The organism is Streptosporangium sp. H13245 (genome assembly GCF_055690525.1).
Genome location: NZ_JBSZKT010000002.1, coordinates 45,577 through 69,692, shown reverse-complemented (window position 1 = coordinate 69,692; position 24,116 = coordinate 45,577). Strand labels below are relative to the sequence as shown.

Here is a 24,116-nt window from a genome sequence, read left to right as displayed (position 1 = left end):
CACCGTCCCAGGTCGTCGCGGTGAGACGAACCCCGGTGACCTCCCTCCGGACGCTCACGCGGGGTGACGGGAGACGGGCCCGCCACCGGGTACCGTTTGCCCCACCCGCCCCCGGGCACGCCTGGAAGATGGGAACCACTGATCCGGCGGTGCTCACCGTCAACGCGGGATCGTCGAGCCTCCAGCTCCACCTCGTCCGGGACGGTCAGGTCCTGCGCACCGAGCACAGCGAGCGGAGCCTCGACCCCGGAGCGGCCGAGCGGGCGATCGCGGACTTCCTCGACGACGCCCCCGATCTCGCCGCGGCCGGACACCGCCTCGTCCACGGGGGCGAGGCAGTACGGAAACCGACGGTCGTCGACGACGGCGTGCTGGAGGCGGTGGGGGAGTACGCCGACCTCGCCCCGCTGCACGTGCCGCCCGCGCTCGCGCTCGTCGAGGCCGCCCGGCGCAGGCTGCCCGGCATCCCGCACGTGCTCTGCCCCGACACCGCCTTCCACGCCGGGCTCCCCGCCAGTGCCGTCACCTACGCGCTTCCCGAGGAGTGGAGGAGCCGCTACGGCCTGCGCCGCTACGGCTTCCACGGCCTGTCGTACGCCTGGGCGCTGGAACGGGCCGCGGAGATGCTCGACCGGCCCGCGAGCACCCTGCGGGTCGTGCTGACCCACCTCGGCGGAGGTTCCTCGGTGTGCGCCGTCCGCGAGGGCCGCAGCGTGGACACCTCGATGGGGTTCACCCCGCTGGAGGGGGTCCCGATGAGCAAGCGGTCGGGGAGCGTCGATCCCGGCATGCTGCTGTGGCTGCTGTCCGGCTCCCGGCTCACGCTCGACGAGCTGCGCGACGGCCTGGAACACCGGTCGGGGCTGCTCGGGCTCTCGGGCGGGAAGTCGGGCGACACCCGGGAGCTGGTCGCCTCCGGGGACCCCGCCGCCGCGCTGGCCCTGGAGGTGTTCGCGCACCGGGTGAGCCGGGAGATCGCCGCCGCCGCGACGAGCCTGGACCGGCTCGACGCGCTCGTGTTCACCGGGGAGATCGGCTGGGACCAGCCGGAGGTCCGCGAGGCCGTCTGCCACAGGCTCTCGCTGCTCGGTGTCGAGCCGCCCGCCCGTACCGGCCTCGACATCGACGGGACGGTCAGCGCGCCCGGCGCGTCTGTGCCCGTGCTGGTGGTCCGGCCGAGAGAGGAACTGCAACTCGCCAGGGAGACCCTCGGCGCGCTCGCCCGGCACCCGTGAGGGCCCGCCCGAGTTCCCCCGGGTTCCCTCGCGTCCCCACGGGACGGCCCGCCCCTTCCGGGCTTCTTCGGAGATGGGAAGGCGCGGGCCGCCACGGTGATCGCGGAGACGGTGGAACGGTCTGTCCCACGAAGGAGATCACGTCCTGCGAACGGTCACCGAGGTGCTCAGGGGGCGGCCACCGAGGCCGTGACCGGCTGCCCGGCCGAGAGCGTCTGCCGCATCGGCTTGCCGACGGCAGTACGCGCCGCGCCGGGGCCCTCCGGAGCCTCCTGGACGTTCGCGGGGTTGATCCGGCCGCCGTGCTCGTCGTGGTGGTCGGCGTCGGCGTCGTCGAACCACACACCGCCGTCCGCGAGGTAGCGGAAGCGGATGGGCTGCCGTGCGGGAACCATCAGGCTCACCTGGTAGGTGCCGTCGTCCCTGCGTTGCATGGGATGGGCGTAGGGGTCCCAGCCGTTGAAGTCGCCGACCAGCGAGACCCCTCCGACGGTCGGGCTCTCCGCTATGGTGAAAGTCAGCTTGACCTGGCCGTTCTTGGTCGGCTTACCGCGCTTGATCACTGAAATCCTCCTGACATCGCTGTCTCCGTGCGTAACGTGCCGTGATCTCGGTTGCGGAAAGACGTGAAGATCACGCCAACTACCGATCGTGCCGACATGGACGTGGCGCGACCGGGAGGCCGACGCCCGGTCACGGCCGAGCCGTCGATCCATATGGATCGTTACCGCCCGTAGCGGCGGGACAACCCGGACAGACCGATATTTGATCGGCATCACGTTCGACCTTGACCCGGCCATGATGGTTGACCGGCCACCGGTCGGAGGCGGGCGCGCGTCGGCCAGGATGGTGGGGTGGACATACGGCCTATCTCCCCGTCGTCGCTGGTGGAAGAACTCGCCGACCGGGTGGCCGCGCGGCCCCGCGACTCCTGGGTGCGCGTCGCGCTCGACGGGGCTCCGGCGGCGCGGCCGGAGGAGCTCGCCGCCGCGCTGGCCGACCCGCTCCGGTCGCGCGGCAGGGAGGTGCTCCGCGTCTCCACCGCCGACTTCCTGCGCCCGGCCTCGCTCCGCTTCGAGTACGGCCGGACCGACCCGGACTCCTTCTACGCCGACTGGTTCGACTACGGCGGGCTGGTCAGAGAGGTCCTGGGGCCGCTCGACCCCGGCCGCTCGGGGAAGGTGCTGCCCACGCTGTGGAACAGCGTCATCGACAGGGCCACCCGCGCGTCGTACGTCACGGTCCCCCCGGGAGGCGTGCTGCTGCTGGCCGGACCCCTGCTGCTGGGCCGGGGGCTGCCGTTCGAGCTGACCGTGCACCTGAGGCTCTCACCGGGCGCGCTCGCCCGGCGCACCCCGGACGAGCAGCACTGGACGCTGCCCGCCTACGCGCGCTACGAGGAGGAGGTCGCCCCCGCGGAGACCGCCGACGTGGTCGTCCGCGTCGACGACCCGAGACACCCGGCCCTGGTCACACCGTCGTGAGCCGTCTCCCGGCGGAGGCCGGACGCGGAAGCCTCGAAGGCCGGGGCTGAGCGTGGAAGGCGCGGGAGCCTCGAAGGCCGGGTTCGAGGCTGAGCGTGGAAGGCGCGGAAGCGGGACGGGAACCGAGGGGGCGGGGCGGAGGCCGGACGTGGAAGCGGGGCGCGTCCCCTGGGGACGCGCCCTGCTTTCGATCCTCCGGTGGCGGCGCTACACGCCCGCGCGTGAGGGCATCCTGCCCTCGGAGTACGTACCGCGGGACGAGTCGTACTCCGACGAGGGCTGCATCTCCTCGCGGGTCTCCTCCATGCGCAGCGCGATCCCTATCGCGAAGAAGGTCGGCGCCCACTCGCCGATGAAGATGCCCCAGCGGTCCGCCCGGTCGACCCCCGCGCTCTCCTTCGAGTTCGACGTGAACCACACCGCGACCGACGCGCCGATCGAGGCGAGTCCGGCGACGTACATCATGCTGGACTTCAAGCCCATCTTGTGAAGCGTATTGATCATTTCATCCCCCTGATGATGGTTCGTTCTTATGGTTACCCTCGGAAATCGGTGGTAACCGAATGTGGCGAACCGCAGGTGGAAGCTTCGCCGGAGGCGTGGGCCGCGTCGTCCCGCGTCGCCCTACGTCGTCTCGCGGGGTTTCGCGTGCCCCTCCTCGCCGAGGCGCTTGAGAAGGCCCTCGCGCCTGGCTTCGAGCTCGCCGATGAGGATGTCCTGCTCGTCGGCCAGGTTGATCAGCATCGCCCGCTCGGTGGAGTCGGTGGGGCCGACCTCCCCGACCTGCCTGCGCAACTCGGCGACCTCGGCACGCAGTCTCCCCAAATCCTCTTCGACCTGCCGCAGTTCTTCCTGAAGGCTCATTCGCTGTCCATACCCCTGCTTTCGGCCTCGACTCCACGGCCCCGCCCGTCGGTCCCGCGCCCCCGGTGACCGGGAAGGTGATCGGGAGGTGACCGGGAACCCGATCGGCCCGGCCGGTGTACCTCCCGCATGAGACGAATCCTTTTCCTCCTGGCGTTCATCGTTCCCCTGCTTGCCCTCGGCGCCCCGGCGCGGGCGGGAGGCTGGGCGCTCACCGTGATGGACCCGGTCCCGGCGACGAGCCCGGACACGACGTACACGCTCGGCTTCTGGCTGCTCCAGCACGGCACCCACCCGTACCAGGGCAGTGAACTGGGAGAGGTCGCGCTGGAGTTCACCGACGGCGAGAGGAGTCTCCGGTTCCCCGGCGTGGAGCTGAAGGAGCCCGCCCACTACGCCGCCGCGGTCTCCCTGCCCAAGGGCACGTGGGCGGTGAAGGGGATCCAGGGCTGGTTCGCGCCCTACGAGATCGGGACCCTGACCGTGCCGGGGCGGCTGAAGGTCGCCCCGGTCCCCCGGGAGTTCAGGCAGATGATCGCCAACCAGCCGCCGCAGAAGGATCACTGGGGTGCCGTCCGCCCGCCGAGCGTCCCCGTCGGCGACGTCACTCCCGGCGTCCCGCCCTCCAGGGCCGCCACCCCCACGCCCGTCGCCACCCCGGCGGCGGCGCCCGCCGGGGGCTCGTCAGGGGAGACGACCACCGTCGCGGTCGTGGAACAGCGATCCTGGTGGCGGCCCTCGTACGTGGTGACGGCGCTCCTGGGGGTCGCCGCCCTCTCCGCCCTCGCCTACCGGGTACGGCGACGCTGACCACCGGGCGGGGCTCGCCCGGCGGGTGGGCCCGCGTTCCCCGTGCTCCCCGTTTGTGCGTGCCGGGCGTCGTCCGTCACCGTGGCCGGTTCTTCCCGGAACCGTCCAGGGTGGTGCCCACATGCCGGGAGCAGGTCACCGGCACCCCGCGTCGATGACCTGCTCCCGTGTCCGGGCACCGAGCCCGTGACACGCGAGGCGTCACGGGCCCGGGCCCGGGGTCCTTCCCGTCAGTCGTCGTCCTGGCCGTCCTGACCGTCCTGGCCGTTCTGGCCGTCCCGGTCGTCGTCGGTGTCATCGTCGGTGCCGTTGGCGTCATCGGTGGCGTCGGCGGCCCGTTCGGCGGCGGTCTCGGTCTCCTGGTCCTGCTCCAGGATCGCGCCGGTGGTGGCGTCGACGTCGAACTCGTGCTCGACGTCACCCTGGAGGAACTCGACCTCCCAGCTGGTGGGCGTCTCGTCGCCGTCGAACTCGGCCTTGACGAGCTTGGCGCCGGGCACCTTGTCCTGAGCGATCTTGATGGCCGCGTCCCGCTTGACCTTGGCCTCCGCCTCTCCGGGCGCGGGGGTCGCGGGAGCGGTGCCGGTCCCGGGCGTCTCCTCGACCGGCGCGGGAGTCGTCGCCGTACCGCTGGGGGCCGGGGTGGGCGTCGAGGTTCCGGCGAAGGCTACCGCGCCACCCCCGGAGACGACGGCGAGGAGTCCGGCGGCGGCGATGGTGAGTTTCGTCGTGTTTCGCATGTCCCAAAGCTTGCCGGGGTCCCCGTTAGCGGCACGCTGCGGCAACCCTAAAGGCAGGTTAAGGCCGTCGAGCGGGTCCGGAACCCGGTCCGGTCGCCGGGGGGCGCGCGGGGAAGGCAGGTTAAGGCCGTCGAGCGGGTCCGGAACCCGGTCCGGTCGCCGGGGGGCGCGCGGGGACGGGGAGCCGGGACATCACGAATGGGGTCTTGTCGAAGTGCGGTCCGAGGATCACTGTCGGAGCAGGGGGGATTCCGCAACCCTGGAGGATCGCCATGACAGAAGTCACCCGGTCCCATCCGCTCGGAGTCAGCCGCCCGGATCTCACCGTCGCGGACCTGCCCGAGCCCGAGGAGGTCTTCGGAGTCTCCCGGCTCGGCAAGAAGGAGCTGTTCAAGTACGCCGTCGGCCCCAGCCTCATCGCGCTCGGCATCTCCATCGGCAGCGGCGAGTGGCTGCTGGGGCCGCAGGCCGTCGGCCAGTACGGGTTCGTCGGCGTGGGCTGGGTCATCCTGGTCTCGGCCATCCTGCAGACCTTCTACAACGTCGAGTGCTCCCGGTACGTCCTGGCCACCGGCGAGTCGCCGGTGGTCGGCTGGGGGCGGGTCCCGCCCGGCTTCAAGCTCTGGGTGCCGCTCTCGGTCTTCGTCGTGATCTTCGCGTTCATCGCCGGGGGCTGGGCCGCCTCCGCGGGGCAGGGCGTCTACGCGCTCATCCACGGGGAGGTCGCGCCCGCCGGGGCCGAGGAGCCGAGGCTGTGGGCGATCGGCCTGCTCCTGCTCGTCTTCGTCATCACCGCCGCCGCCCGCAGGATCAGCCGGGCCCTGGAACTCGCCAACTGGGGCATGGTCGGCGCGATCCTGGTCGCGCTGCTGGTCATCGACCTGTTCGTGGTGCCGTTCGAGATCTGGTGGGACGCGATCCGCGGTTTCGTCACCCCCTCGGCGCCACCGGCGGGGATCACCGCCACCCAGCTCGGCGCGCTGGCGGGGTTCACCGCGCTCGCCTCCGGGCTGAACTGGTACGTCATGGGCCACTACCGTGACAAGGGCTACGGCATGGGCTACCGGACCGGCTTCATCGCCGGGATGCGCGGGCCGAAGAGCGAGCTGCTGGCCAGCGGCGTGACCTTCCCCGACGACGAGGCCAACGCGGGCCGCTGGCGCCGCTGGTACCGCCTCCTGCTGGTCGACATGTGGGGCGTCTTCTTCGTCGGGGCCGTCCTCGGGATGCTGCTGCCCACCATCCTGATGTCCAGGGCGGTCGAGCTGTCCGGCGAGCGGCCGACCCAGGAGAACGTCCCGACGTTCGTGGCGAGCGCCCTGGGCGACGAGTACGGCCAGGCCATGTTCGTCGGCGCGCTGATCCTGGGGGTGCTGATCCTCTTCTCCACCCAGCTCGGCATCTTCGAGGCGATGGTCCGGGTGGTGACCGACGCCGCCCACGCCACCAGCCCCCGGCTGCGGGTGCTCATCGAGGGCGATCCCCGCAGGTTCTACTACCCGTTCATGTTCGGCCTGATGGTGGTCATCGCCGTCGTGCTGCACCTGGCGCTCCCGATCAGCCTGGTGCAGTGGTCGGCCAACATGTCCAACCTGGGCGCGCTCATCTACCCGTTCATGCTCATGTACCTCAACGCCAGGTTGCCCCGCCCGGCACGTCCCCGCTGGTGGCACTACGTGATCCTGGTGCTGAACTTCCTGTTCTTCGGATTCTTCTTCGCGAATTTCATCGCCGACTTCATCGGTGACCCGCTGATCACCTTCTGACCCCTGACCACGGGGCCCCGGGGACTGGGCGTGTGACGTCGGCTGAACCCGGCGTGCCGGTCCTGCGTACCTGCCAGTGAAAGCGACCTCGACATCGACGGCGCGAGCCCGGACCCGAGCTGTGGTCCCGGCTCGCGGCCGGGCGCGATCCGCTGTCGTGCCCCGCGCCCTCGATGCCGCGGATCTCCACGCTGGAAGGCTGGAAGGATTGGGATGGACGACATCACGGCCTCCGTCGGGACTCTTCGCCCCCGCTCCGAGGACTCGTGCCCCTCGTGGTGCGAGCGGGAGCACTCCACCACGTACGTCACCCACGCGGCCGACATCGCGGAGCTGCGCAACCCCGACGGATCCACGGTGACCGTCACGCTCTCCCAGCACGTCCAGCCGGGGTACGTGGGGGAGCGGGTGGTGCGCGTCTACACCTGCCTCGGCCAGGAGACTGGCATCGCCGACCTGTCGCCGGACTCCGCCGAGGCCGTCGGCCGCTCGATCGCCTCCTTCTCCCCCGACGCGTCCATGCGCGCGTACGGGCTGGCCCTGCAGCGGGCCGCCGCGTACCTGCTGCTTCCCGGGCTGGAGGTGTCCCGCGAGGGGGAGGGCGCGGCGGGGCCGGTCAAGATGGCCGGGCGGCCCCCCGCCGAGTCGCCCTCGCAGGAGAAGCTGTTCAGGATCGCGTTCCTGTCCGGCTACCTCAACGTGACGAGCGCGCCGGGGCCGCTGAGCGGGGGCGTGGTCGAGCGCCGTCTCAGCCAGGTGCTGTCGCCGAGGGAGACGAGCGAGCTGTGCGACATCGTGCGCGGCATGCTGTCGCGCCGTACCGCCGCGAGCCGGGGGACCTTCCGCGACGACGTGTACGAGGACGCGTACGACCTCGCGTCGGGACTGTAGCGCAGAGGGGTTTCGGACACGCTCCGCCGGACGGGGAACGCGCGGTACGGGGGAGATTTGTCTCGATTCACACGTACGGTTGCAAGTATTTGCGCAAGCGCATACGCGCCGGAGCTGTGCGAAACACGCCATATGTGTGAAACTGTGGCACCGTAGGAAGGTGCGACAGGGAGCTCAGATGGCCAGACAGGCCGCGGAAGACAGCGGTGCGCAAGGTGGCGTTCTCGCGTACGCGGGTGGCGGTGGCCCCACCATCCTGCGGATTCTGCTCGGCGCCCAGCTGCGGAGGCTGCGCGTCGCCAAGGACATCACCCGCGAGCAGGCCGGGTACGCCATCCGCGCCTCCCACGCCAAGATCAGCAGGCTGGAGCTCGGAAGGGTCGGCTTCAAGGAACGCGACGTCGCGGACCTGCTGACGATGTACGGGGTGACCGATACCCAGGAAAGGGCCCCGCTGCTCACGCTGGCCCGCCAGGCCAGCGCCCCCGGCTGGTGGCACAAGTACGGGGACCTGCTGCCCAACTGGTTCCAGGTCTACGTCGGGCTCGAAGAGGCCGCCTCGATCGTCCGGACCTACGAGGTGCAGTTCATCCCCGGTCTCCTGCAGAGTCCCGAGTACGCGCGGGCCGTCATCATGCTCGTGCACGGCGCCGCCGCCGCGGACGAGGTCGACCGCCGCGTCTCGCTCAGGATGGCCCGCCAGGAGCGCCTGAGCGCGCCGGACGCCCCGACACTCTGGGCCGTGATGGACGAGGCCGTGCTGCGGCGGCCCATCGGCGGGCCCACGGTGCTGCGCGCCCAGATCGACCACCTGCTCGAAGCGGTCGAGATGCCCAACGTCAAGCTGCAGATCATGCCGTTCGAGCGGGGCGGCCACGCCGCGGCCGGTGGCCCGTTCTCCATCCTGCGCTTCCCCGAGCGGGACCTGCCCGACGTGGTCTACATGGAGCAGCTCACGAGCGCCCTCTACCTGGACAAGCTCGAAGAGACCGACCACTACATGCAGGTCATGGACCGTCTGTGCATCCAGGCGTACTCCGTCTCCGAGAGCAAGCGGTTCCTGCGCGACCTCCGCGAGGAACTCGCGGGCTGATGTGGCTTGGCATAGTTTCAGGGCAATTAAGATTCCTGACGACTTGAGGCCATCTTGTCCAGCTATAAGCCGAAATATCGGGTCATGATCTAAAGCTGTCGATCGCTCGTCTACCATGCGGGAAAGACATGGCGAAGGCGAGGATATGACTGAGCACGAGCAGGCTCCGCCGGGAATCGACCCTACGGTCCCGAGTGTGGCTCGTATGTATGACTACTACCTGGGGGGTAAGGACAACTTCGCCTCCGACCGGATCGCCGGTGAGAGGATCGTCGAGCTCGTCCCCAACGTCAAGGACGTGGCCCGCTCCAACCGCGCCTTCCTCGGACGCGCCGTGCGGCATCTCGCCGCCGCGGGGATCCGCCAGTTCATCGACATCGGCACGGGCCTGCCGACGCAGGAGAACGTGCACCAGGTCGTCCTGCGCGAGGCGCCGGACTCCCAGATCGTGTACGTCGACAACGACCCCATCGTGCTCGTCCACGCCCGCGCGCTGCTCGCCGACAACACGCGGACCATCGTGATCCCCGGTGACCTGCGGGAGCCGGGGGCGATCCTCGACCACCCGGACGTCCGCGAGCGCATCGACTTCGACCTGCCGGTCGCCGTCCTCATGGTGTCCATCCTGCACTTCGTCGCCGACGACAAGGAGGTCTCCGGCATCGCCGCCTCCTTCGGGGAGCGGCTGGCCTCCGGCAGCCACGTGGTGATCTCCCACGTAACCTCCGGCGACCTCACCGAGGAGCAGGTCCGCCAGGGCCGCGGCGTCTACGGTACGACCACCGCGGGCGGCATCTTCCCCCGTACCCTCACCCAGATCCGCGGCCTGTTCGACGGGCTGGAGATGCTCGAACCCGGCCTGGTGCCCGTCTACGACTGGCGGCCCGACTCCGGTGACGTCGTCATCCCGCCGGGAGCGGGCGCCGTCACCGTGGGAGCCGTCGGACGGGTGCGGTAGGGGGGCCACGTCCCGTCCGCGTTCCTTGCGGGGAGCGCGGACGGATAGGTCCGGCTTTGGACGCCCTCGGATCCCTTCGAGCGCCCCCGGCCGACAGCGGGCCGGGGAACGGTGAACCCGCCGGGGGCGGTGAGCGTATCTGAAGGATGTTGACACATTCGCGCCAGACCGGTGTCGCCAGGAACGTCCGAGCGGTCGCCACGGTGATTCTCGCCCTGTCCTTCTCCCTCGCCTGCAGCGCGGACCAGTCCGCGGGCACCCCCGCCGCGGCCGGAAACGCGGCCCCCGCGGTCCCCTCGGGCCCGCCCCCGACCGTCGAGCAACTCGCCAAGAAGGTCGACTGCAAGCCCCAGATCCAGGTCGACGCGGTCGACATCCGCACGGGAGCCTGCAAGACCGACGTCGGCCAGTTCTTCATCAGCACCTTCGTCACCCAGTCCGGCAAGGACCAGTGGATGGACCAGGCGCCGGAGTACAACCCCCACCTGGTCGGGGAGCTGTGGACCGTGCTCGGTGCCAGGAAGGTCCTGGACGAGCTGCGCGTGACGCTCGGCGGGGACCTGCACCTGACCGACCACCGGGTGAGCCCGACCCCCACGCCGCCGCCCGCCGGATGACACGCGGGACCGGTCCGCACCGGGCGAGCGCGCCCGGTGCGGACCGGACCGGCTCCCCGGCCTGTCACGGCGGTGCCGGGTGTGCGAGCGGCGTCGCTGACCGAGGGGACCGGCTCGATCGGTTCCGGCCGGGCCCCCGGAAGGGCGAACTTTATCCCTGAATGAAATAGATACGGCATTGCCTGCTGATTCGCCGGTCCGTAGCATCCGTCCCATGTCCATCACACGTGAGTTCGCCTACGCATCGTCCTCGCGTCCCGCTGACGGCGAGTGCGTGTGGTATCGCTCCAAGGGCGATCTCTACGACCTGATTCGCACGGGCAGCGACGGAGATTTCCGGTATCACGCCTTCCACGCACGCGACGGCCGCTACCTCCAGGCCTTCGCCTCCTGGCAGGACGGACTGGAGTGGATCAGGGAGCGCGTCGAGGGCGAGTAGGGCAGTCCTGCCGGTGACAATCGTCGGCCTTCCCGTCCGGGCGGGACCGGCGACCGGTGCCCGCCGGAGCGGGGTCAGGGCACCAGGCGCAGCGCCGGGCGGTGGTCGGGCAGGTCGAGCAGCTCGCGTACCCGGGAGACGGGCCAGGCCAGCTGGGCGGCGAGCCGCGCCATGGTCAGGCCCGTCTCGGAGACGGCCAGCTCGAAGGCCTGGCGCAGCAGCACGGGCTGCTCGCCGGGGTAGCCGCTGATCGGCTCGGCGGCGAAGCCCGGCTGGTCGCGCAGCGTCCTGAGCCGCTGGTAGGCGCGGCTCGCCGCCGAGTCGGAGATCAGGCCGACCTCGCGGCAGCGGTACAGCAGGGAGTCGACCGACACGCCCCAGGTGTGCTTGAGCTCGACCAGCCTGCGCAGGTCGAGGCGGCCGGGCAGCTCCGGCAGGATGCTGTCGCGCGGGGTGAGGAACTCGGCGGCGAAGACGTCGGCCTCCCGCTCCTGCTGGGTGTCTCCCGAGGCGGTGTCGCCGTGCAGCACCAGGTGGCCCAGCTCGTGGGCGGCGGTGAACCGGTAGCGGTGGATGTCGTCGAACCGGTTGGCGGTGAGCACCACGATCGGGCGGGGCAGCTGGGAGGTGGAGAAGGCGTCCACCGTGGTGGCGTCCTCGTCGGGCGGCGGGAAGACCACGACGATCCCGTGGGCCTCCATGTGCCGGACGACGTGCGACAGCGGGCCGGTGCCCAGTCCCCAGAGCCGCCGCAGGGCGCGGGCGGCCTGGGCGGGGTCGCCGGGCAGCTCCACGCCGGAGTGGACCTCGCCGCCCGAGAAGCCGGGAAGGGCGACGTGCGGCAGCCTGACCTGCCTCTCCAGGGCGTGCGCCAGCTCCCACACCTGCTCGACGAAGGCCGCGGCCTTGGCCCGCTGGTGCGCGCGGGTGGAGCGCAGGCTCCTGAAGTGCGCCATGGACCCGTCCAGCTTGCCGTGCGGACGGCCCAGCAGGAAGAACGCCGGTGGCACGCCGAGCGCGTCGGCCAGGCGGGGGACGAGGTCGGGCCGGGGACGGGTCATGCCCGTCTCGTACTGCCCCACCGCCGCGGGAGTGACGCCGATCCGCTCGGCCAGGTCCTTCTTCGTCATCCCCGCCAGCTGCCGCGCCTGGGTGAGCCGTCCCTGGTCGAACGCGTCGGCGACGGCCTGCGGGCTCGGCCCGCCACTCCCGGGGACGCCGGGAGCGCCGAACAGCGGGGTCTGGTTACGGTTGCTCATTGTCGCCGGTGACCATGGTTTCCTCGGGTGCCTCGCTGCTTACGGGGAAGATCTTGCCATTCTTTCGCTCGGCCGGAGACCTCGTGCTCAGCGCGAGTGCCGGGACGAGGCCGTCGTCGAAGCGCGACGCGGCACCGGCCTCGGCCGCCCCCGGGCCGCGAAGGGTGCCGGGGGAGGCGGCGGGCAGCGGGATCGGCTCGTGGTGCAGCCACCGGATCCTGCCGAACTCGTCGATGAGCTCCGCCTCGCCCCAGTAGAGGCGCAGCAGGCCGGCCTGCGCGTTGCCCGCGTAGGCGACGGGGATCAGCCGGGTGTCGCCGGGCAGCCCGGTGAGCGCGGGGCGCACCGTGACGGGCCCGTCGGGTCCGTCCGGCCCGTCCGCCCCGGCGGTCAGGTCCAGCTCCTCCTGGGCGGCCTCCTCCCCGGGCTCCCCGGGCCCTTCGAGTGCGAGGTCCAGCTCCTCCTGGCGGTAGGAGGTCGCCGGGCCGAACCGGTCGAACAGCTCGCGGACCAGCGAGGAGATGCGGCCGTCGCTGACGCGGGCCTCGGAGATCGGGGTGCGGTCGTCCTCGGCGTAGCGGAAGGGCAGCAGCAGGTTGCCACCCAGGACCACCAGATGGTGCGGCGAGCCGTGCGGCCTGACCAGCTGGAAACCCGGCTCGTCGCGCAGCCCCTCGGCGAGCGCCTCGTAGCGCCTGGCCATCATGGTGAAGCCGTAGGTGTACCGCTTGTCGCTCTGCCCGGAGCTCTGCGCGTCCTGCGCGTTGCCCATCGCCTCCAGCAGCGACGCGGCCAGCTGCCGCCGTACGACGTCGGCGCGGTCGCCGAACCGCTCACTCGCCCAGCCCGACATCCGGCCCGTCTCCTGAGCCGACCCCTGGCCCGGCCTCTGCTCTGACCTCTGGCCTGACCCCGTCCGGCCCGGTTCCTCCCGGTGCGGCAACGACGATCCCGCGCCCATCGGCGACCTCCGCTCACGCTTCGTTCCGCGTCGGGCGATCGTCGCCGACACTTCATTTCCGCGCATCATACTCCCGCGAAGGCTCTAGTTGATGTTGTACGCCTCTCGTGCCGCGCGTAAAGGAACTGCGAACTGTCGGTGGGACAGGTGATGATGAGTCCCATCATGGTCATCTCCCCGTCTCTCCCGTTCACGGCCACGACGTCCCCGAGTGGCGACATCGTGGTCTTCTACGTCGGCACCGAGCCCCGCATGACACCGGAGCAGGCGCTCGCGTTCGCCGACATGCTCCGCGACCTCGCGGCCGGGGCGCGGCGTCCCGTCCTGGCCGGGACACCGGCCGGCGCGCACCAGATGTCCTGACCGGCCTTCCCCCGCTCCGGCCCGGAGCGGGGTACGGAGTATTCGCGGTAATCGCTTTCACTCTCCGTGGCCATTGCGTAACGTTCTGGCTGGCGAGGTCGTCGAAGGGCGGGCGCCTCGCCGATCCATCCCCCCGCTACTCCGTCGCGGTCCCGGCGTCCGATGCCCAGGGCGTTCTCGAAAGCGTCGAAGTCAGATATGGAAGGACAGAACATGCAACCCTTCGAGCTCCCTGACTTCTATCTGCCGTACCCGGCCAGGCTGAACCCCCACGTGGAGACCGCGCGAGAGCACACCAGGGCCTGGGCGTACGACATGGGCATCCTCGACCCCGGCCTCGGCATCTGGGACGAGCACAAGCTCGACGCCATGGACTACGGCCTGCTGTGCGCCTACACCCACCCCGACGCCCCCGCCCCCGAGCTCGACCTCATCACCGACTGGTACGTGTGGGTGTTCTTCTTCGACGACCACTTCCTGGAGACCTTCAAGCGCAGCGGCGACCTGTCCGGGGCCAAGGAGTACCTCGACCGGCTCGCGGCCTTCATGCCGGTGCGTCCCACGGGGCCTCCCCCCGAGCCGGAGAACCCGGTGGAGCGCGGCCTGGCCGACCTGTGGGCCCGGACGATCCCGGCGATGTCCGCCGACTGGCGGGCCCGGTTCGCCGAGAGCACGAAGAACCTCCTCGACGAGTCCCTGTGGGAGCTGGCCAACATCAACGCGGGCCGCGTCGCCAACCCGATCGAGTACATCGAGATGCGGCGCAAGGTCGGCGGCGCCCCCTGGTCGGCGAACCTGGTCGAGCACGCCGCGGGCGCCGAGGTTCCGGCCGTCGTCGCCGCGAGCAGGCCGATGCGCGTGCTGAGAGACACCTTCTCCGACGGGGTGCACCTGCGCAACGACCTCTTCTCCTACGAGCGGGAGGTCGGCGACGAGGGCGAGCTCAGCAACGGCGTCCTGGTCTTCGAGCGCTTCCTGGGCTACGACACCCAGCGGGCCGCCGACGCCGTCAACGACCTGATCACCTCCCGGCTGCACCAGTTCGAGAACACCGCCCTCACCGAGCTGCCCCCGCTCTTCGAGGAGCACGGCCTGGACCTGAGGTCCCGCCTCGACGTCCTCGCGTACGTCAAGGGGCTCCAGGACTGGCAGTCGGGCGGCCACGAGTGGCACATGCGCTCCAGCCGCTACATGAACGGAGCCTCCCCGGCGGACCCCGTGGCCCCCGCGGCCCCGGCCCTGCTCGGCGGGCCCACCGGCCTGGGCGTCTCGGCGGCGCGCGTCAGGCTGGCGCCCGGCGTCACCGGCCCGGGGGGCGTCGGAAGCCACACCCGCGTCCCCTTCGAGAAGGTGGGGCCGCTGCCGCTGCCCGAGATCTACATGCCGTACACGGCCCGGATGAATCCCAACCTCGACGGCTCCCGCCGCAACGCGGTGAGGTGGGCGCGCGAGATGGGGATGTTCGAGCAGCTGCCGGGCTTTCCCGGGCTGGCCGTCTGGACCGAGCACAAGCTCGACGCCTACGACTTCGCCATCTGCGCCGGGGCGATCAACCCGGACGCCTCCGGTCCCGAGCTGGACGTCTCGACGTTCTGGCTCACCTGGGGCACCTACGCCGACGACTACTTCCCCGTCGTGTTCGGTTCCCGCCGCGACATGGCCGGGGCGAAGGCGTTCAACGAGCGGCTGTCGGCGTTCATGCCGCTCGACCTCTCCGCCACCCCGCCGCCGGTCAACCCGATCGAGCGGGGCCTGGCCGACCTGTGGTCCCGTACGGCGGCCCCCATGGCGGAGGCCGCGCGGGCCGGGTTCCGCCGGGCCGTCGAGGACATGCTGGAGAGCTGGCTGTGGGAGCTGGCCAACCACATCCAGAACCGGGTCCCCGATCCGGTCGACTACGTCGAGATGCGCCGCAAGACCTTCGGCTCCGACCTCACGATGAGCCTGTCGAGGCTGACCCACGGCCAGGCGGTGCCGCCCGAGATCTACGGCACCCGGACGATGCGCGGGCTGGACGACTCGGCCGCCGACTACGCCTGCCTGGTCAACGACCTCTGCTCGTACCAGAAGGAGATCCAGTTCGAGGGCGAGCTGCACAACTGCGTCCTGGTGGTCCAGGACTTCCTGAACTGCGATCCGCGGCGGGCCGCCGACATCGTCAACGACCTGCTGACATCCAGGATGCGACAGTTCGAGCACATCGTCGCCACCGAGCTTCCCGCTCTCCTCGACGACTTCGACCTCGGTGGGGAGGCCAGGGAGACGCTCAACGGATACGTGGTGGAGCTGCAGGACTGGATGGCCGGTGTGCTGCTGTGGCACATGAGGACCCGCCGCTACGACGAGTCCGAGCTGCACCACCCGCCCGCGAGGGCCCGCCCGGTCGGCCGTCCCACCGGGCTGGGGACCCTCGCCGCCCACATCGGCGGACCCGGGTCCGCCGCGCGGGCCGTCCGCGGCGCCTCCTCCTGATGCCGCCCGGCGGCCGTGAGATCCCGCCGACGGCGGCGGTCGCGGGCGCCGGGCCGGTCCGGATCACCGTCGAGGCGGTGGCGGGCCGGACCACGCCGCTGACCTCCGGCCTCACAGCGGCCGAGCGCCGTCCGCGATATCCCGTCCCGGAGAGTCCGGCCGGGGGACACGCCCCGGAGCCGATTCGGGAGACGGGACCCGGGGGCCGGGCCTGTCGTCTCCCGCGGCACGGCTCAGGCAGCAGAGCCGACACCGTCACCGTGTGGCCGGTAGGCGCAGGCGTCGGCGATGGCGGAGGGGTCCCAGTAGAACGGGCGGCATTCGAGCATGCGCCCGTTCCTGACCCTGATCAGTTGCATGATCAGGGTGTCGACCTCCCGGCCGGTGGCACGGGCACGGAAGCGCACCCGGTTCCGCACGACGACGGTGTCACCGGCGCCCCAGTGCTCCTGTTCCAAGAACTCCATCGACTCCCACACCTCGCTGAACGCGGCCAGGAACCGCTCCATGCCGTCCCGGCCCCGCCATGTCCCCGTTCCGGTGAACGGCAATCCGGGAGCCTGGTGCAGTACGACTTCGGGGTCCAGGTAGGCGGCGACCTCGTCATAGTCGGCCCTGCCGAACCCGCCCGCGGCCACATACGCGGCCTCGGCCGCGTAAAACCTCTCCATCACCGCCCAGGCGTCATCCTGAGATCGCCCGTCCGCGCGCGATCCACCGGCCTGCTTCTCCGTCGAACCTTTCGTGATCATGATTTCAGTGTCGCCGACACGGTCAATCCCGCGCTGGCGGTAATCGGACCTCTCGATGCCTGGCCTCGGGGACCCGGGGACGGCGCTGGAAACGCGCTCGTGGGCTGGCCGTCCTCGCCCGCCGCGTCTGGCCGGTAGAGCCGACACCGGCGGCATCGGCGTCGCCCTCGACACCACGGTGCGGATCACCGAGCAGGCGGGCGGCATCACCCTGATCGCCAACTTCAGCCACGAGTTCTTCAAGCCGTACGCCATCACGTTCGACTACCGGAGCATGCGCCTGTCCATCACCCGTGGGTGAGCGCGTGCCGAGACGGCTGGCGGATCGGGGGCTCAAGAAGGCGGAGGGGTCTCACGGCCAGGCAGTCCGCTGCCCGTTCCGCGGACGTGGACCCCGTGCCGGCCGGAGTTCGGAACGGGCCGACAAAGGTGCCGCGCTGCCGTAGCGCGAGCGTGATTAACCGTATAGAAATACGTCAACCCCTTCGTTTAAGGCTTGACGTAAGTCCGGCGGCGCCGAGAGAGCGCTCTCTCGACATCCCGGTGGCGTCACGCCGCCCGTTCTCGATAGGCAGGTCGATGAGAACAGCTCGTGACCAGGATGTGCGTGCGACCCCGCGCGCACGTAGAGGCATCTCCTTAACCCGTCTCCTCGCGCTGGCCACCTCGGTGGCGGCGCTCACCGCCACGAGCCTGGTGTCCGTGGCGAACCCGGCCGCCGCGCATCCGGGCGGGGCGCCGGACTTCGGGCCCAACGTCTTCGTGTACGACCCGTCGACACCCGCCGCCCAGATCCAGGCCAAGTTCGACGAGCTCTTCGCGCAGCAGGAAGAGAACGAGATGGGCACGAACCGGTACGCCGTACTGTTCAAGCCCGGCCGCTACGACGTCAACGCGAAGCTCGGCTACTACACCACCGTCGCCGGGCTCGGCGAGTCACCCGACGACGTCGACATCAACGGCGCGGTACGGGTCATCGGCCAGGCCGACCCGGACTCCGAGGCGGGCATCTCCTCGCTCACCAACTTCTGGCGCTCCGCCGAGAACCTGTCCGTGACGCCGACCGACTGGTCCAACCAGTGGGCGGTGTCGCAGGCGTCCCCGATGCGACGGGTCCACATCCGCGGCACCCTCTGGCTGGAGCCGGGCAACGCCGGGTTCTCCAGCGGCGGGTACATCGCCGACTCGAAGGTCGACGGGGTCACGATCAACGGCTCGCAGCAGCAGTGGCTGACGCGCGACAGCGTGCTCGGCGACGCCTGGACCAACGGTGTCTGGAACCAGGTGTTCTCCGGCGTGGTGGGCGCTCCCCCGCAGGGCTTCCCGAACCCGCCCTACACGACGCTGCCCACCAGCCCCGTGACGCGGGAGAAGCCCTTCCTGTACGTCGACGACGCGGGCGCCTACCGGGTCTTCGTCCCGGCCCTGCGCCGCGACACCTCGGGCACGACCTGGTCCGACGGTCAGCGGCAGCAGGGGTCGTCGCTGCCGATCCGCGACTTCTTCATCGCGAAGCCGACCGACAGCGCGTCCAGGATCAACGACCAGCTGTCGCGCGGCAAGCACCTCCTGCTCACCCCGGGCGTCTACCACCTCGACCGGGCGCTGCGCGTCAAGCACAGGAACACGGTCGTGCTCGGCCTGGGCATGCCGAGCCTGGCCCCCGGCACCGGTGACGCGGCACTGCGGATCGAGGACGTCGACGGCGTCCGGATCGCGGGCGTGCTCGTCGACGCCGGACGGCGCGAGTCCGAGACGCTCGTCGAGGTCGGCGACCGCCACAGCCACCGGGACCACTCCAGGAACCCGATCTCGCTGCAGGACGTCTTCTTCCGCATCGGCGGCCCCTGGGTGGGCAAGGCGAAGACGAGCCTCGTGGTCAACAGCGACGACACGCTCATCGACAACATCTGGGCGTGGCGCGGTGACCACGGCAACGGGATCGGCTGGACGCAGAACACGGCCGACACGGGCGTCGTGGTCAACGGCGACGACGTGACGGCGTACGGCCTGTTCGTCGAGCACTACCAGAAGTACCAGACGATCTGGAACGGCGAGAGGGGCCGGACGATCTTCTACCAGAGCGAGATCCCCTACGACCCGCCGAGCCAGGCCGCCTGGAACAGCCCGACCGGCAAGGGCTGGGCGTCGTACAAGGTCGACCGCGGGGTGCGGAACCACGAGGCGTGGGGCATGGGCGTCTACTCCTACTTCAACCAGGGAGTGGACATCCGCGCGGACCGCGGCATCGAGGTCCCGAGGACGCCGGGGGCCAGGTTCCACAACATGGTCACGGTCTTCCTCGACGGCAGCGGCGGCATCGAACGGACGATCAACGACGTGGGCACCCCCGTCGTCGGTTCGTACGGGACGAGCAACGTCGTCAGCTACCCCTGACCTGAACTGATCCGCGAAGGTGACGCGCCGGCCCGGAGCTTTCCCGGCCGGCGCACGTCATCTCCCCTTCGCGGGGGACGCGTCCTCACGCGGCCCGCGCAGCAGGAACCACAGGAGTGCGGCCTGGACCAGCCCGGCGACAACGAGCAGCAGCAGGTGCGTGCCGTCGGGGAGGGCCTCCGTGGGAATCATCATCACCAGCCACGAGAGCGGCAGGGTCACCAGGATCAACATGACCGCCGACAGGCCCTGCTCCTCCGGCCGCTGCATGCCGACCGCGACGACGACGAGCCCGGCGATGACGAGCAGAACGTAGATGCCGCTGACGACGAGGGCGAGGGTGCCCCGCCGGTACCGGGACACAGGGCGGAACGCGCCGCGAACTGATCTCATACTCCACCTCTGCCCCGGAGCCGCCGCCGAAGTCCCGGTACGCCCAGGAACGCGTCTCACACGCGAGGCTCGGCGGGGAAACCGGTCCAGCGCAGTTCGGCGGGCAGGTGGCTCATGTCGTTGAAGAAGAGGAGGTCGGCGGGACGGCCGGGCGCGTACCGGATGACCGTCAGCGCCGCGTTGCAGTGGTTGAGCCCCAGCCACCGCCACCGCGGGGCGTCCTGCGCGGCCCGTACGAGCCAGCCGACCAGGAAGTTGTGGGTGACGACCAGCTCGTGGCGGTCCTCGCCGCCCTCCACCGGACCCGTCAGCCGGTCCAGGGCCTCGCGGGCCAGCGCCTCGCCGCGCTCGCGCTCCCCGGCCGGGAACAGGCCGAGGAAACGGAGGAAGTGGTCGGCCGACTCGGGCGGCAGTTCCTCCCTTTCCGGGGTGTGGGGGACGTAGTCTCCGGCGACCTCCGAGACGCGCAGGGGAACGCCGTCCAACTGCTCGCCGATCAGCCGCGCGGTCTGGACGGCCCGGGGCAGCGGGCCGTGGTGGATCGCCGAGAGAGGAACGCCCCGGAGCCGCCTGCCGAGCAGCACGGCCTGCCGGCGGCCGTTCTCCGTCAGCTCGCCCTCGACCGGTGAGGCCTCGCCGTGCCGGGTGAGGTACAGATAGCGGGTCGCCGTTCCGGCCATCTCCGGATTCTCCTGTCAGCGGTCACGTTCGTACGGGCGCCGGACGCGCCTTAGGTCCCCTTATATCGCCTTCTGTGACTCCGATGGCCGGGATCGTCATTCGGCCGGACGCCGAGGCGGGCGGGCGCTTTTCGCGGGACGGCTCCGTGTCTCGCCGTGTCTCGTCGGAGCAGGACCGGGCACTTCGGGGCCGGATGCTTCGAATCCGGGCGCTTCGGGTCCGGGTGCTTCGAGTCCGGGCGCTCACCCGTTCGGGGCCGGGGGGTCAGTCGTGATCGGGGTCGCTCCGCCACGTCTCGAACGGAGGAGGGGGCTGCCGCGAGGACTCCAGGAACCGCTTCGCCCTGTCCACGCAGTCGGGGCAGATGGGTTCCTCACCCGATCTGGCCGTCGCCTCCGGCGTCGGCTCACGGAAGGTGGCCAGCACCGTCATGCCGGGGGGAAGACCGGTCTCGGGGTCGATCGTGACCGTCGTGACGCTCGCGGGGATGAAACCGAAGGTGCGCTTGCATACGTAGCATCTGCCGATTGTGGTGATCCGCTCGTCTGCCATCTGGCGTCCGCCCTCCTCCACAGCACCGTACATCCTGACATCCCGGCCGTTTCCCCGGACGTGACCGCGCGTGCGGAAGCCCGACGACGGATGAGCCTCACGCCGTCGCCCATGAACTCCGCGGCGCCCCCGGACCGGCCCGCCCGTCGCTCGTCAGCGGATGATCGCCCGTCAGCGGATGAGAACCGGGGCGAGCGACCGGAGGCTGTCCAGACACCCCTCCACGTCGTCGGCCAGAGGCTGGACACACACGTGGTCGGCTCCGGCCTCGTGGTGGGCGCGGACCCGCTCGGAGATCGTTTCCGGGTCACCCCAGCAGACGATCGCGTCGACGAGGGCGTCACTGCCGCCATCGGCGAGATCGGCGTCGCTCCAGCCGAGCGTACGCAGGTGATTCAGGTAGTTCGGCAGCGTCAAATAGAACCCCATGTAGTCCCGGGCGATCGTCCGGGCCCGGTCGGCGTCGGTCTCCAGGACCACCGCCTGCTCGGGAACGAGCAACGGATCTGGGCCGATGACCTCCCGGGCCATCGCGGTGTGCTCGGGGGTGACGAAGTAGGTGTGCGCGCCCTGAGAGCGCTCGGCGGCCAGTCGCAGCATCTTCGTCCGCAACGCGGCGAGCACCCGGGCCGGCGGCTCGGGCAGGGGCGCGTCGTAGGGCGCATGGTCCATGGCGTCCAGGTACGCGCTCATGGTCTCCGTGGGCCGCCCGTAGTCATGTCCGCGCATGGCGACCAGCGGGGCGTGGCTCACGCCGAGGCCGAGGACGAAGCGACCCGACGACATCTCGGCCAGGGCGTTCGCCCCGGCGACCGCGGCGGCCGCGTCCCGCCCGTAGATGTTGGCGATACCGGTGGCGACGACGAGCCGCTGGGTGCCGGAGAGCAGGATCGCGGAGTTGACCAGGGACTCCTTGCCGCCGGGCACCTCGGCGATCCAGAGGGCTCCGTAACCGAGGTCCTCGATGACCGCCGCGACCCTGCGGCTCGTGGCGGCGGACTCCCCGCCCAGGAACGAGAGCCACACCCCCACCGCGCCCAGGCGCCCCCTGAGAACGGGCAGGTCGACCACCGGGGTACGTCGCTTCCGCATGGCGGGCCTTTCCGGAGAACCTGGCTGAGACGGTCACACGCCCGTGCCGGCCGTGGAGCCCGTGCCCCGGCCTCCACGGCCGTCGAGCACCCGCCCCCCGGTGCCGGTCACGATCAGAGCCTTCCTGACCACGGGAGTGGGAGAACTCCCTCAGCACGCCGGCTTGTCCGATTCCAGACCGAACCTGTTGTCTTTCCACTGCCTTTCCACGGCGTGAGAGGGGGATCCCAACGTCGTACCGTGGACCGGGCGGCCCGTGCCGTCCCCGGAACCGGTCGCTACAGGGCCACCAGCAGGGAGACGAGCACGAAGGCGGCGAAGAGGGCGACGATGATGCCCAGGCCGAACAGGAAGCCTGACCCTCCCCGGCGATTCCTGTTGGGGCCGCCAAGGTCGATCACGACGGTTCTGGCAATCACGTCATGAAGGCATCGGCGTTTCGAATCGCCGAATATCCACAACATGTCGACCAGGTTGAGCAGCAACCCGATATACGGCACCGACATCATGGCGGGGTGGGCGAGAGCGCGGATTCCCGCATGACGGAGGCTCGGTGGCTCCCCGGTCGCGCTGGACACCACCTTCAGGCGGCAGAGCCGCTTACCGGGCGTCTGGCCCCACAGCGCGTGCTGTATCCAGAAGTACGCGGTGAAGAAGAGGGTGATCGCGACTTCGACCGGCCAGTTGGGATTCCCCGCGTAGGGGTTGAGATAACCGACGATGACCGATTCCTCGGACACCTCGACCTCGTCGACCAGCGCGTAAACCGGTGAGACCACTACGAGGCAGATCAGGCTGTCGATAAGGGAGGCCGCGAAACGATGACGCCTCGCGGCAAGAGTCGGTGCTACCGAAACATGGGGGGCGGCTGTCATGCCAGTAAGTGTGCCGGACGGTTCTGACATGCGAGACCGGAGTGACGGGAGGTCATGGGCGGAGCCTTGGCCGGTATGGCGAATGCGCGGCGCGGCCACGACCGGGAACGACACCCACGCGACACGTTCACCGCCCGAGCGAGAACGAACCGTCCGGCGGCGCGGAACACATAGGACGTACGGCGGTGCGGAACACACCGGAGAGGGCTCGGAGAAGGGGGGCACATCGGAGAGGGAAGGCCGATCCGCACCTGCCTCCGGATTTCGAGAAGCGCTTCTCCCGAGATCGACAGCAGGCGGTCTCCGTTCAGGGTCGGCGGAAGTACAGGCCGATGCCGGTCCACCTCATCACGAACCACCATTTGACGCTCTGCAGCCTCTGCCGCCTGCTCAACCAGGCCGGTAGACGGGGATGCGGGACGAAGATCCACACGTCGGCGACGATGCTGTCCGCGTGCTCGCGAACCACAGGGTCCGGGTCGCGCAGAAGCGGCCGGAGGATCTCCAGCGTCACGTCGTCGATCTCACCGGTACGACGGACCATGTGCGACACGGCGGTCAACCCCTGGCAGCGAAGCCGCCGTTCGCCCGAGGCGATGGCCCTGCGTGCCAGTGGCGGCGCATGGAGAAGACGCTGTGCCGGGTCTGCGGGAAGGCCCCGACATGGGACGTGTCGATACCGAAACGCTCGCCAGTGTCCGGAAGCGCCACACGAACCGTGCGGCCAGAAGCAGTCACGGGCGAACAGCCCCGCTGCCCTCCGGGGCGGCGGGGCGTCGCCGTTCTACGACCTTGCCGCGTCGGGTGTCTCCGCGGTGTTGGTGAGCGTGATCCTGACGGGTAACCCGGACCCGGCGAGCACGTCGCCGTCGTCGGCATTCGTGCTGGCGAATCCGGCCCCGAGCAGAACGAGTCCTGCCAAGGCTGCCAGAACGAGGCGATTCCCGAATCGGGCTGTCGCGGTCATGTGACCTCCGAAGAAGTAGGTATTCAGACGCCCATGATCAGTGGTTCGACTTGCAATTGACTGGTGAGCGACTTAGCGGAGAAAGAAGACGACCGATGTAACACCAGCTCGTGCAGAACCGCTTACCTTTCGCGCCCATTCCCCCCTCAAACGCCCGACCGGCCACCTACCTCCGGCTGAGTACGTACCGTCCGAAAGTCGTGGGGCCGAGCATGGCCTGTGTGACATCTCCGACGGCAGAGGCGTGACCTTCACGGCGTTCAAGAACGCGAAAGACCGATTCGCCGAGGTCAGGAAGTTCACGGACTCATCTCGTGATCTCGGATTCGCTCCACTGACCGTCTTCGGCGATACGAGGGCAGTGGTTTGCTGCGACGGCGCGGCGTCGTCCGAGGCGCGGCGCACCTTCGGCGGAACGATCGTGACCTGAGGGCGCACGGTGACGCGTGAAGGAG

General features: G+C 70.3%; 28 protein-coding genes. 14 read left to right on the top strand and 14 right to left on the bottom strand.

What is annotated here, in order from left to right; all coding sequences use genetic code 11:
• Window positions 1–128 precede the first annotated feature (128 nt).
• Window positions 129–1,235: an acetate/propionate family kinase gene (locus tag ACW9TB_RS04340; RefSeq protein WP_472746602.1), complete on the top strand. Its 1,107-nt coding sequence runs from the start codon at window positions 129–131 to the stop codon at window positions 1,233–1,235.
• Window positions 1,236–1,402: 167 nt separating this feature from the next.
• Here ACW9TB_RS04340 and ACW9TB_RS04335 read toward each other — a convergent pair whose 3' ends face one another.
• Window positions 1,403–1,798, bottom strand: a complete 396-nt coding sequence (locus ACW9TB_RS04335) for an isoamylase early set domain-containing protein (protein ID WP_472746601.1) — start codon at window positions 1,796–1,798, stop codon at window positions 1,403–1,405.
• Between the two features lie 291 nt (window positions 1,799–2,089).
• Between ACW9TB_RS04335 and ACW9TB_RS04330 the strand changes: the two genes are divergently transcribed.
• Window positions 2,090–2,719: a nucleoside/nucleotide kinase family protein gene (locus tag ACW9TB_RS04330; RefSeq protein WP_472746600.1), complete on the top strand. Its 630-nt coding sequence runs from the start codon at window positions 2,090–2,092 to the stop codon at window positions 2,717–2,719.
• A 207-nt stretch (window positions 2,720–2,926) separates the two neighbouring features.
• Here ACW9TB_RS04330 and ACW9TB_RS04325 read toward each other — a convergent pair whose 3' ends face one another.
• Window positions 2,927–3,223 carry a hypothetical protein gene (locus ACW9TB_RS04325; RefSeq protein ID WP_472746599.1) on the bottom strand — a complete coding sequence of 99 codons (297 nt, stop codon included), beginning with the start codon at window positions 3,221–3,223 and terminating at the stop codon, window positions 2,927–2,929.
• 120 nt (window positions 3,224–3,343) lie between these two features.
• Window positions 3,344–3,583 (bottom strand): hypothetical protein, encoded by a 240-nt coding sequence (locus ACW9TB_RS04320; RefSeq protein ID WP_472746598.1) that lies wholly within the window; start codon window positions 3,581–3,583, stop codon window positions 3,344–3,346.
• A 129-nt stretch (window positions 3,584–3,712) separates the two neighbouring features.
• Between ACW9TB_RS04320 and ACW9TB_RS04315 the strand changes: the two genes are divergently transcribed.
• Window positions 3,713–4,393, top strand: coding sequence for a hypothetical protein (locus tag ACW9TB_RS04315; RefSeq protein WP_472746597.1), 681 nt, complete (start codon window positions 3,713–3,715; stop codon window positions 4,391–4,393).
• Window positions 4,394–4,623: 230 nt separating this feature from the next.
• Here ACW9TB_RS04315 and ACW9TB_RS04310 read toward each other — a convergent pair whose 3' ends face one another.
• Entirely contained in the window at window positions 4,624–5,133 is a 510-nt protein-coding gene (locus tag ACW9TB_RS04310) for a PepSY domain-containing protein (RefSeq protein WP_472746596.1), read from the bottom strand.
• A 272-nt stretch (window positions 5,134–5,405) separates the two neighbouring features.
• Here ACW9TB_RS04310 and ACW9TB_RS04305 point away from each other — a divergent pair, with 272 nt between their 5' ends.
• The 6 genes from ACW9TB_RS04305 (at window position 5,406) to ACW9TB_RS04280 (ending at window position 10,897) form a co-directional block, all read left to right on the top strand.
• A complete protein-coding gene (locus ACW9TB_RS04305; RefSeq protein ID WP_472746595.1) occupies window positions 5,406–6,899 on the top strand; it encodes an Nramp family divalent metal transporter in 1,494 nt (497 codons plus the stop codon).
• 213 nt (window positions 6,900–7,112) lie between these two features.
• On the top strand, window positions 7,113–7,790 hold the full coding sequence (locus ACW9TB_RS04300; RefSeq protein ID WP_472746594.1) for a hypothetical protein: 678 nt from the start codon (window positions 7,113–7,115) through the stop codon (window positions 7,788–7,790).
• A 178-nt stretch (window positions 7,791–7,968) separates the two neighbouring features.
• Window positions 7,969–8,883, top strand: a complete 915-nt coding sequence (locus ACW9TB_RS04295) for a helix-turn-helix domain-containing protein (protein WP_472746593.1) — start codon at window positions 7,969–7,971, stop codon at window positions 8,881–8,883.
• A 115-nt stretch (window positions 8,884–8,998) separates the two neighbouring features.
• Complete coding sequence (locus tag ACW9TB_RS04290) at window positions 8,999–9,841, top strand: SAM-dependent methyltransferase (RefSeq protein WP_472746592.1); 843 nt, start codon at window positions 8,999–9,001, stop codon at window positions 9,839–9,841.
• 146 nt (window positions 9,842–9,987) lie between these two features.
• A complete protein-coding gene (locus ACW9TB_RS04285) occupies window positions 9,988–10,458 on the top strand; it encodes a hypothetical protein (RefSeq protein ID WP_472746591.1) in 471 nt (156 codons plus the stop codon).
• Between the two features lie 214 nt (window positions 10,459–10,672).
• Complete coding sequence (locus tag ACW9TB_RS04280) at window positions 10,673–10,897, top strand: hypothetical protein (protein ID WP_329084567.1); 225 nt, start codon at window positions 10,673–10,675, stop codon at window positions 10,895–10,897.
• Window positions 10,898–10,971: 74 nt separating this feature from the next.
• On the opposite strand, the gene ACW9TB_RS04275 is transcribed toward ACW9TB_RS04280, so the two are convergent.
• Entirely contained in the window at window positions 10,972–12,156 is a 1,185-nt protein-coding gene (locus ACW9TB_RS04275) for a helix-turn-helix domain-containing protein (protein WP_472746590.1), read from the bottom strand.
• Window positions 12,143–13,009, bottom strand: a complete 867-nt coding sequence (locus ACW9TB_RS04270) for a hypothetical protein (protein ID WP_472746589.1) — start codon at window positions 13,007–13,009, stop codon at window positions 12,143–12,145. The genes ACW9TB_RS04275 and ACW9TB_RS04270 overlap by 14 nt, the downstream gene beginning before the upstream one ends.
• Before the next feature lie 258 nt (window positions 13,010–13,267).
• On the opposite strand from ACW9TB_RS04270, the gene ACW9TB_RS04265 reads away from it, so the two are divergent.
• Together ACW9TB_RS04265 and ACW9TB_RS04260 are read left to right on the top strand one after the other, a co-directional pair.
• Window positions 13,268–13,480 carry a hypothetical protein gene (locus ACW9TB_RS04265; protein WP_472746588.1) on the top strand — a complete coding sequence of 71 codons (213 nt, stop codon included), beginning with the start codon at window positions 13,268–13,270 and terminating at the stop codon, window positions 13,478–13,480.
• A 213-nt stretch (window positions 13,481–13,693) separates the two neighbouring features.
• Window positions 13,694–15,952, top strand: a complete 2,259-nt coding sequence (locus ACW9TB_RS04260; protein ID WP_472746587.1) for a family 2 encapsulin nanocompartment cargo protein terpene cyclase — start codon at window positions 13,694–13,696, stop codon at window positions 15,950–15,952.
• A gap of 233 nt (window positions 15,953–16,185) precedes the next feature.
• Here ACW9TB_RS04260 and ACW9TB_RS04255 read toward each other — a convergent pair whose 3' ends face one another.
• On the bottom strand, window positions 16,186–16,704 hold the full coding sequence (locus ACW9TB_RS04255) for a nuclear transport factor 2 family protein (protein WP_472746586.1): 519 nt from the start codon (window positions 16,702–16,704) through the stop codon (window positions 16,186–16,188).
• Window positions 16,705–16,759: 55 nt separating this feature from the next.
• Between ACW9TB_RS04255 and ACW9TB_RS04250 the strand changes: the two genes are divergently transcribed.
• The gene (locus ACW9TB_RS04250; protein WP_472746585.1) at window positions 16,760–17,005 is read left to right on the top strand and encodes a hypothetical protein; all 246 of its coding nucleotides are present in this window, start codon (window positions 16,760–16,762) and stop codon (window positions 17,003–17,005) included.
• A gap of 278 nt (window positions 17,006–17,283) precedes the next feature.
• A complete protein-coding gene (locus tag ACW9TB_RS04245; protein ID WP_472746584.1) occupies window positions 17,284–19,101 on the top strand; it encodes an adenylyl cyclase in 1,818 nt (605 codons plus the stop codon).
• A 57-nt stretch (window positions 19,102–19,158) separates the two neighbouring features.
• Here ACW9TB_RS04245 and ACW9TB_RS04240 read toward each other — a convergent pair whose 3' ends face one another.
• From ACW9TB_RS04240 to ACW9TB_RS04210, 7 genes are all read right to left on the bottom strand, one after another.
• A complete protein-coding gene (locus tag ACW9TB_RS04240) occupies window positions 19,159–19,494 on the bottom strand; it encodes an SCO4225 family membrane protein (RefSeq protein ID WP_472746583.1) in 336 nt (111 codons plus the stop codon).
• 56 nt (window positions 19,495–19,550) lie between these two features.
• Complete coding sequence (locus ACW9TB_RS04235; protein WP_472746582.1) at window positions 19,551–20,174, bottom strand: histidine phosphatase family protein; 624 nt, start codon at window positions 20,172–20,174, stop codon at window positions 19,551–19,553.
• Window positions 20,175–20,439: 265 nt separating this feature from the next.
• Window positions 20,440–20,727: a hypothetical protein gene (locus ACW9TB_RS04230; RefSeq protein WP_472746581.1), complete on the bottom strand. Its 288-nt coding sequence runs from the start codon at window positions 20,725–20,727 to the stop codon at window positions 20,440–20,442.
• A 171-nt stretch (window positions 20,728–20,898) separates the two neighbouring features.
• Window positions 20,899–21,819, bottom strand: coding sequence for a TIGR03620 family F420-dependent LLM class oxidoreductase (locus ACW9TB_RS04225; protein WP_472746580.1), 921 nt, complete (start codon window positions 21,817–21,819; stop codon window positions 20,899–20,901).
• A 278-nt stretch (window positions 21,820–22,097) separates the two neighbouring features.
• Entirely contained in the window at window positions 22,098–22,694 is a 597-nt protein-coding gene (locus ACW9TB_RS04220) for an RDD family protein (protein ID WP_472746579.1), read from the bottom strand.
• Window positions 22,695–23,001: 307 nt separating this feature from the next.
• Window positions 23,002–23,247, bottom strand: coding sequence for a hypothetical protein (locus ACW9TB_RS04215; protein WP_472746578.1), 246 nt, complete (start codon window positions 23,245–23,247; stop codon window positions 23,002–23,004).
• Between the two features lie 231 nt (window positions 23,248–23,478).
• A complete protein-coding gene (locus ACW9TB_RS04210) occupies window positions 23,479–23,616 on the bottom strand; it encodes a hypothetical protein (protein ID WP_472746577.1) in 138 nt (45 codons plus the stop codon).
• 289 nt (window positions 23,617–23,905) lie between these two features.
• Between ACW9TB_RS04210 and ACW9TB_RS04205 the strand changes: the two genes are divergently transcribed.
• Window positions 23,906–24,091: a hypothetical protein gene (locus ACW9TB_RS04205; RefSeq protein WP_472746576.1), complete on the top strand. Its 186-nt coding sequence runs from the start codon at window positions 23,906–23,908 to the stop codon at window positions 24,089–24,091.
• The last annotated feature ends 25 nt before the right edge of the window (window positions 24,092–24,116 follow it).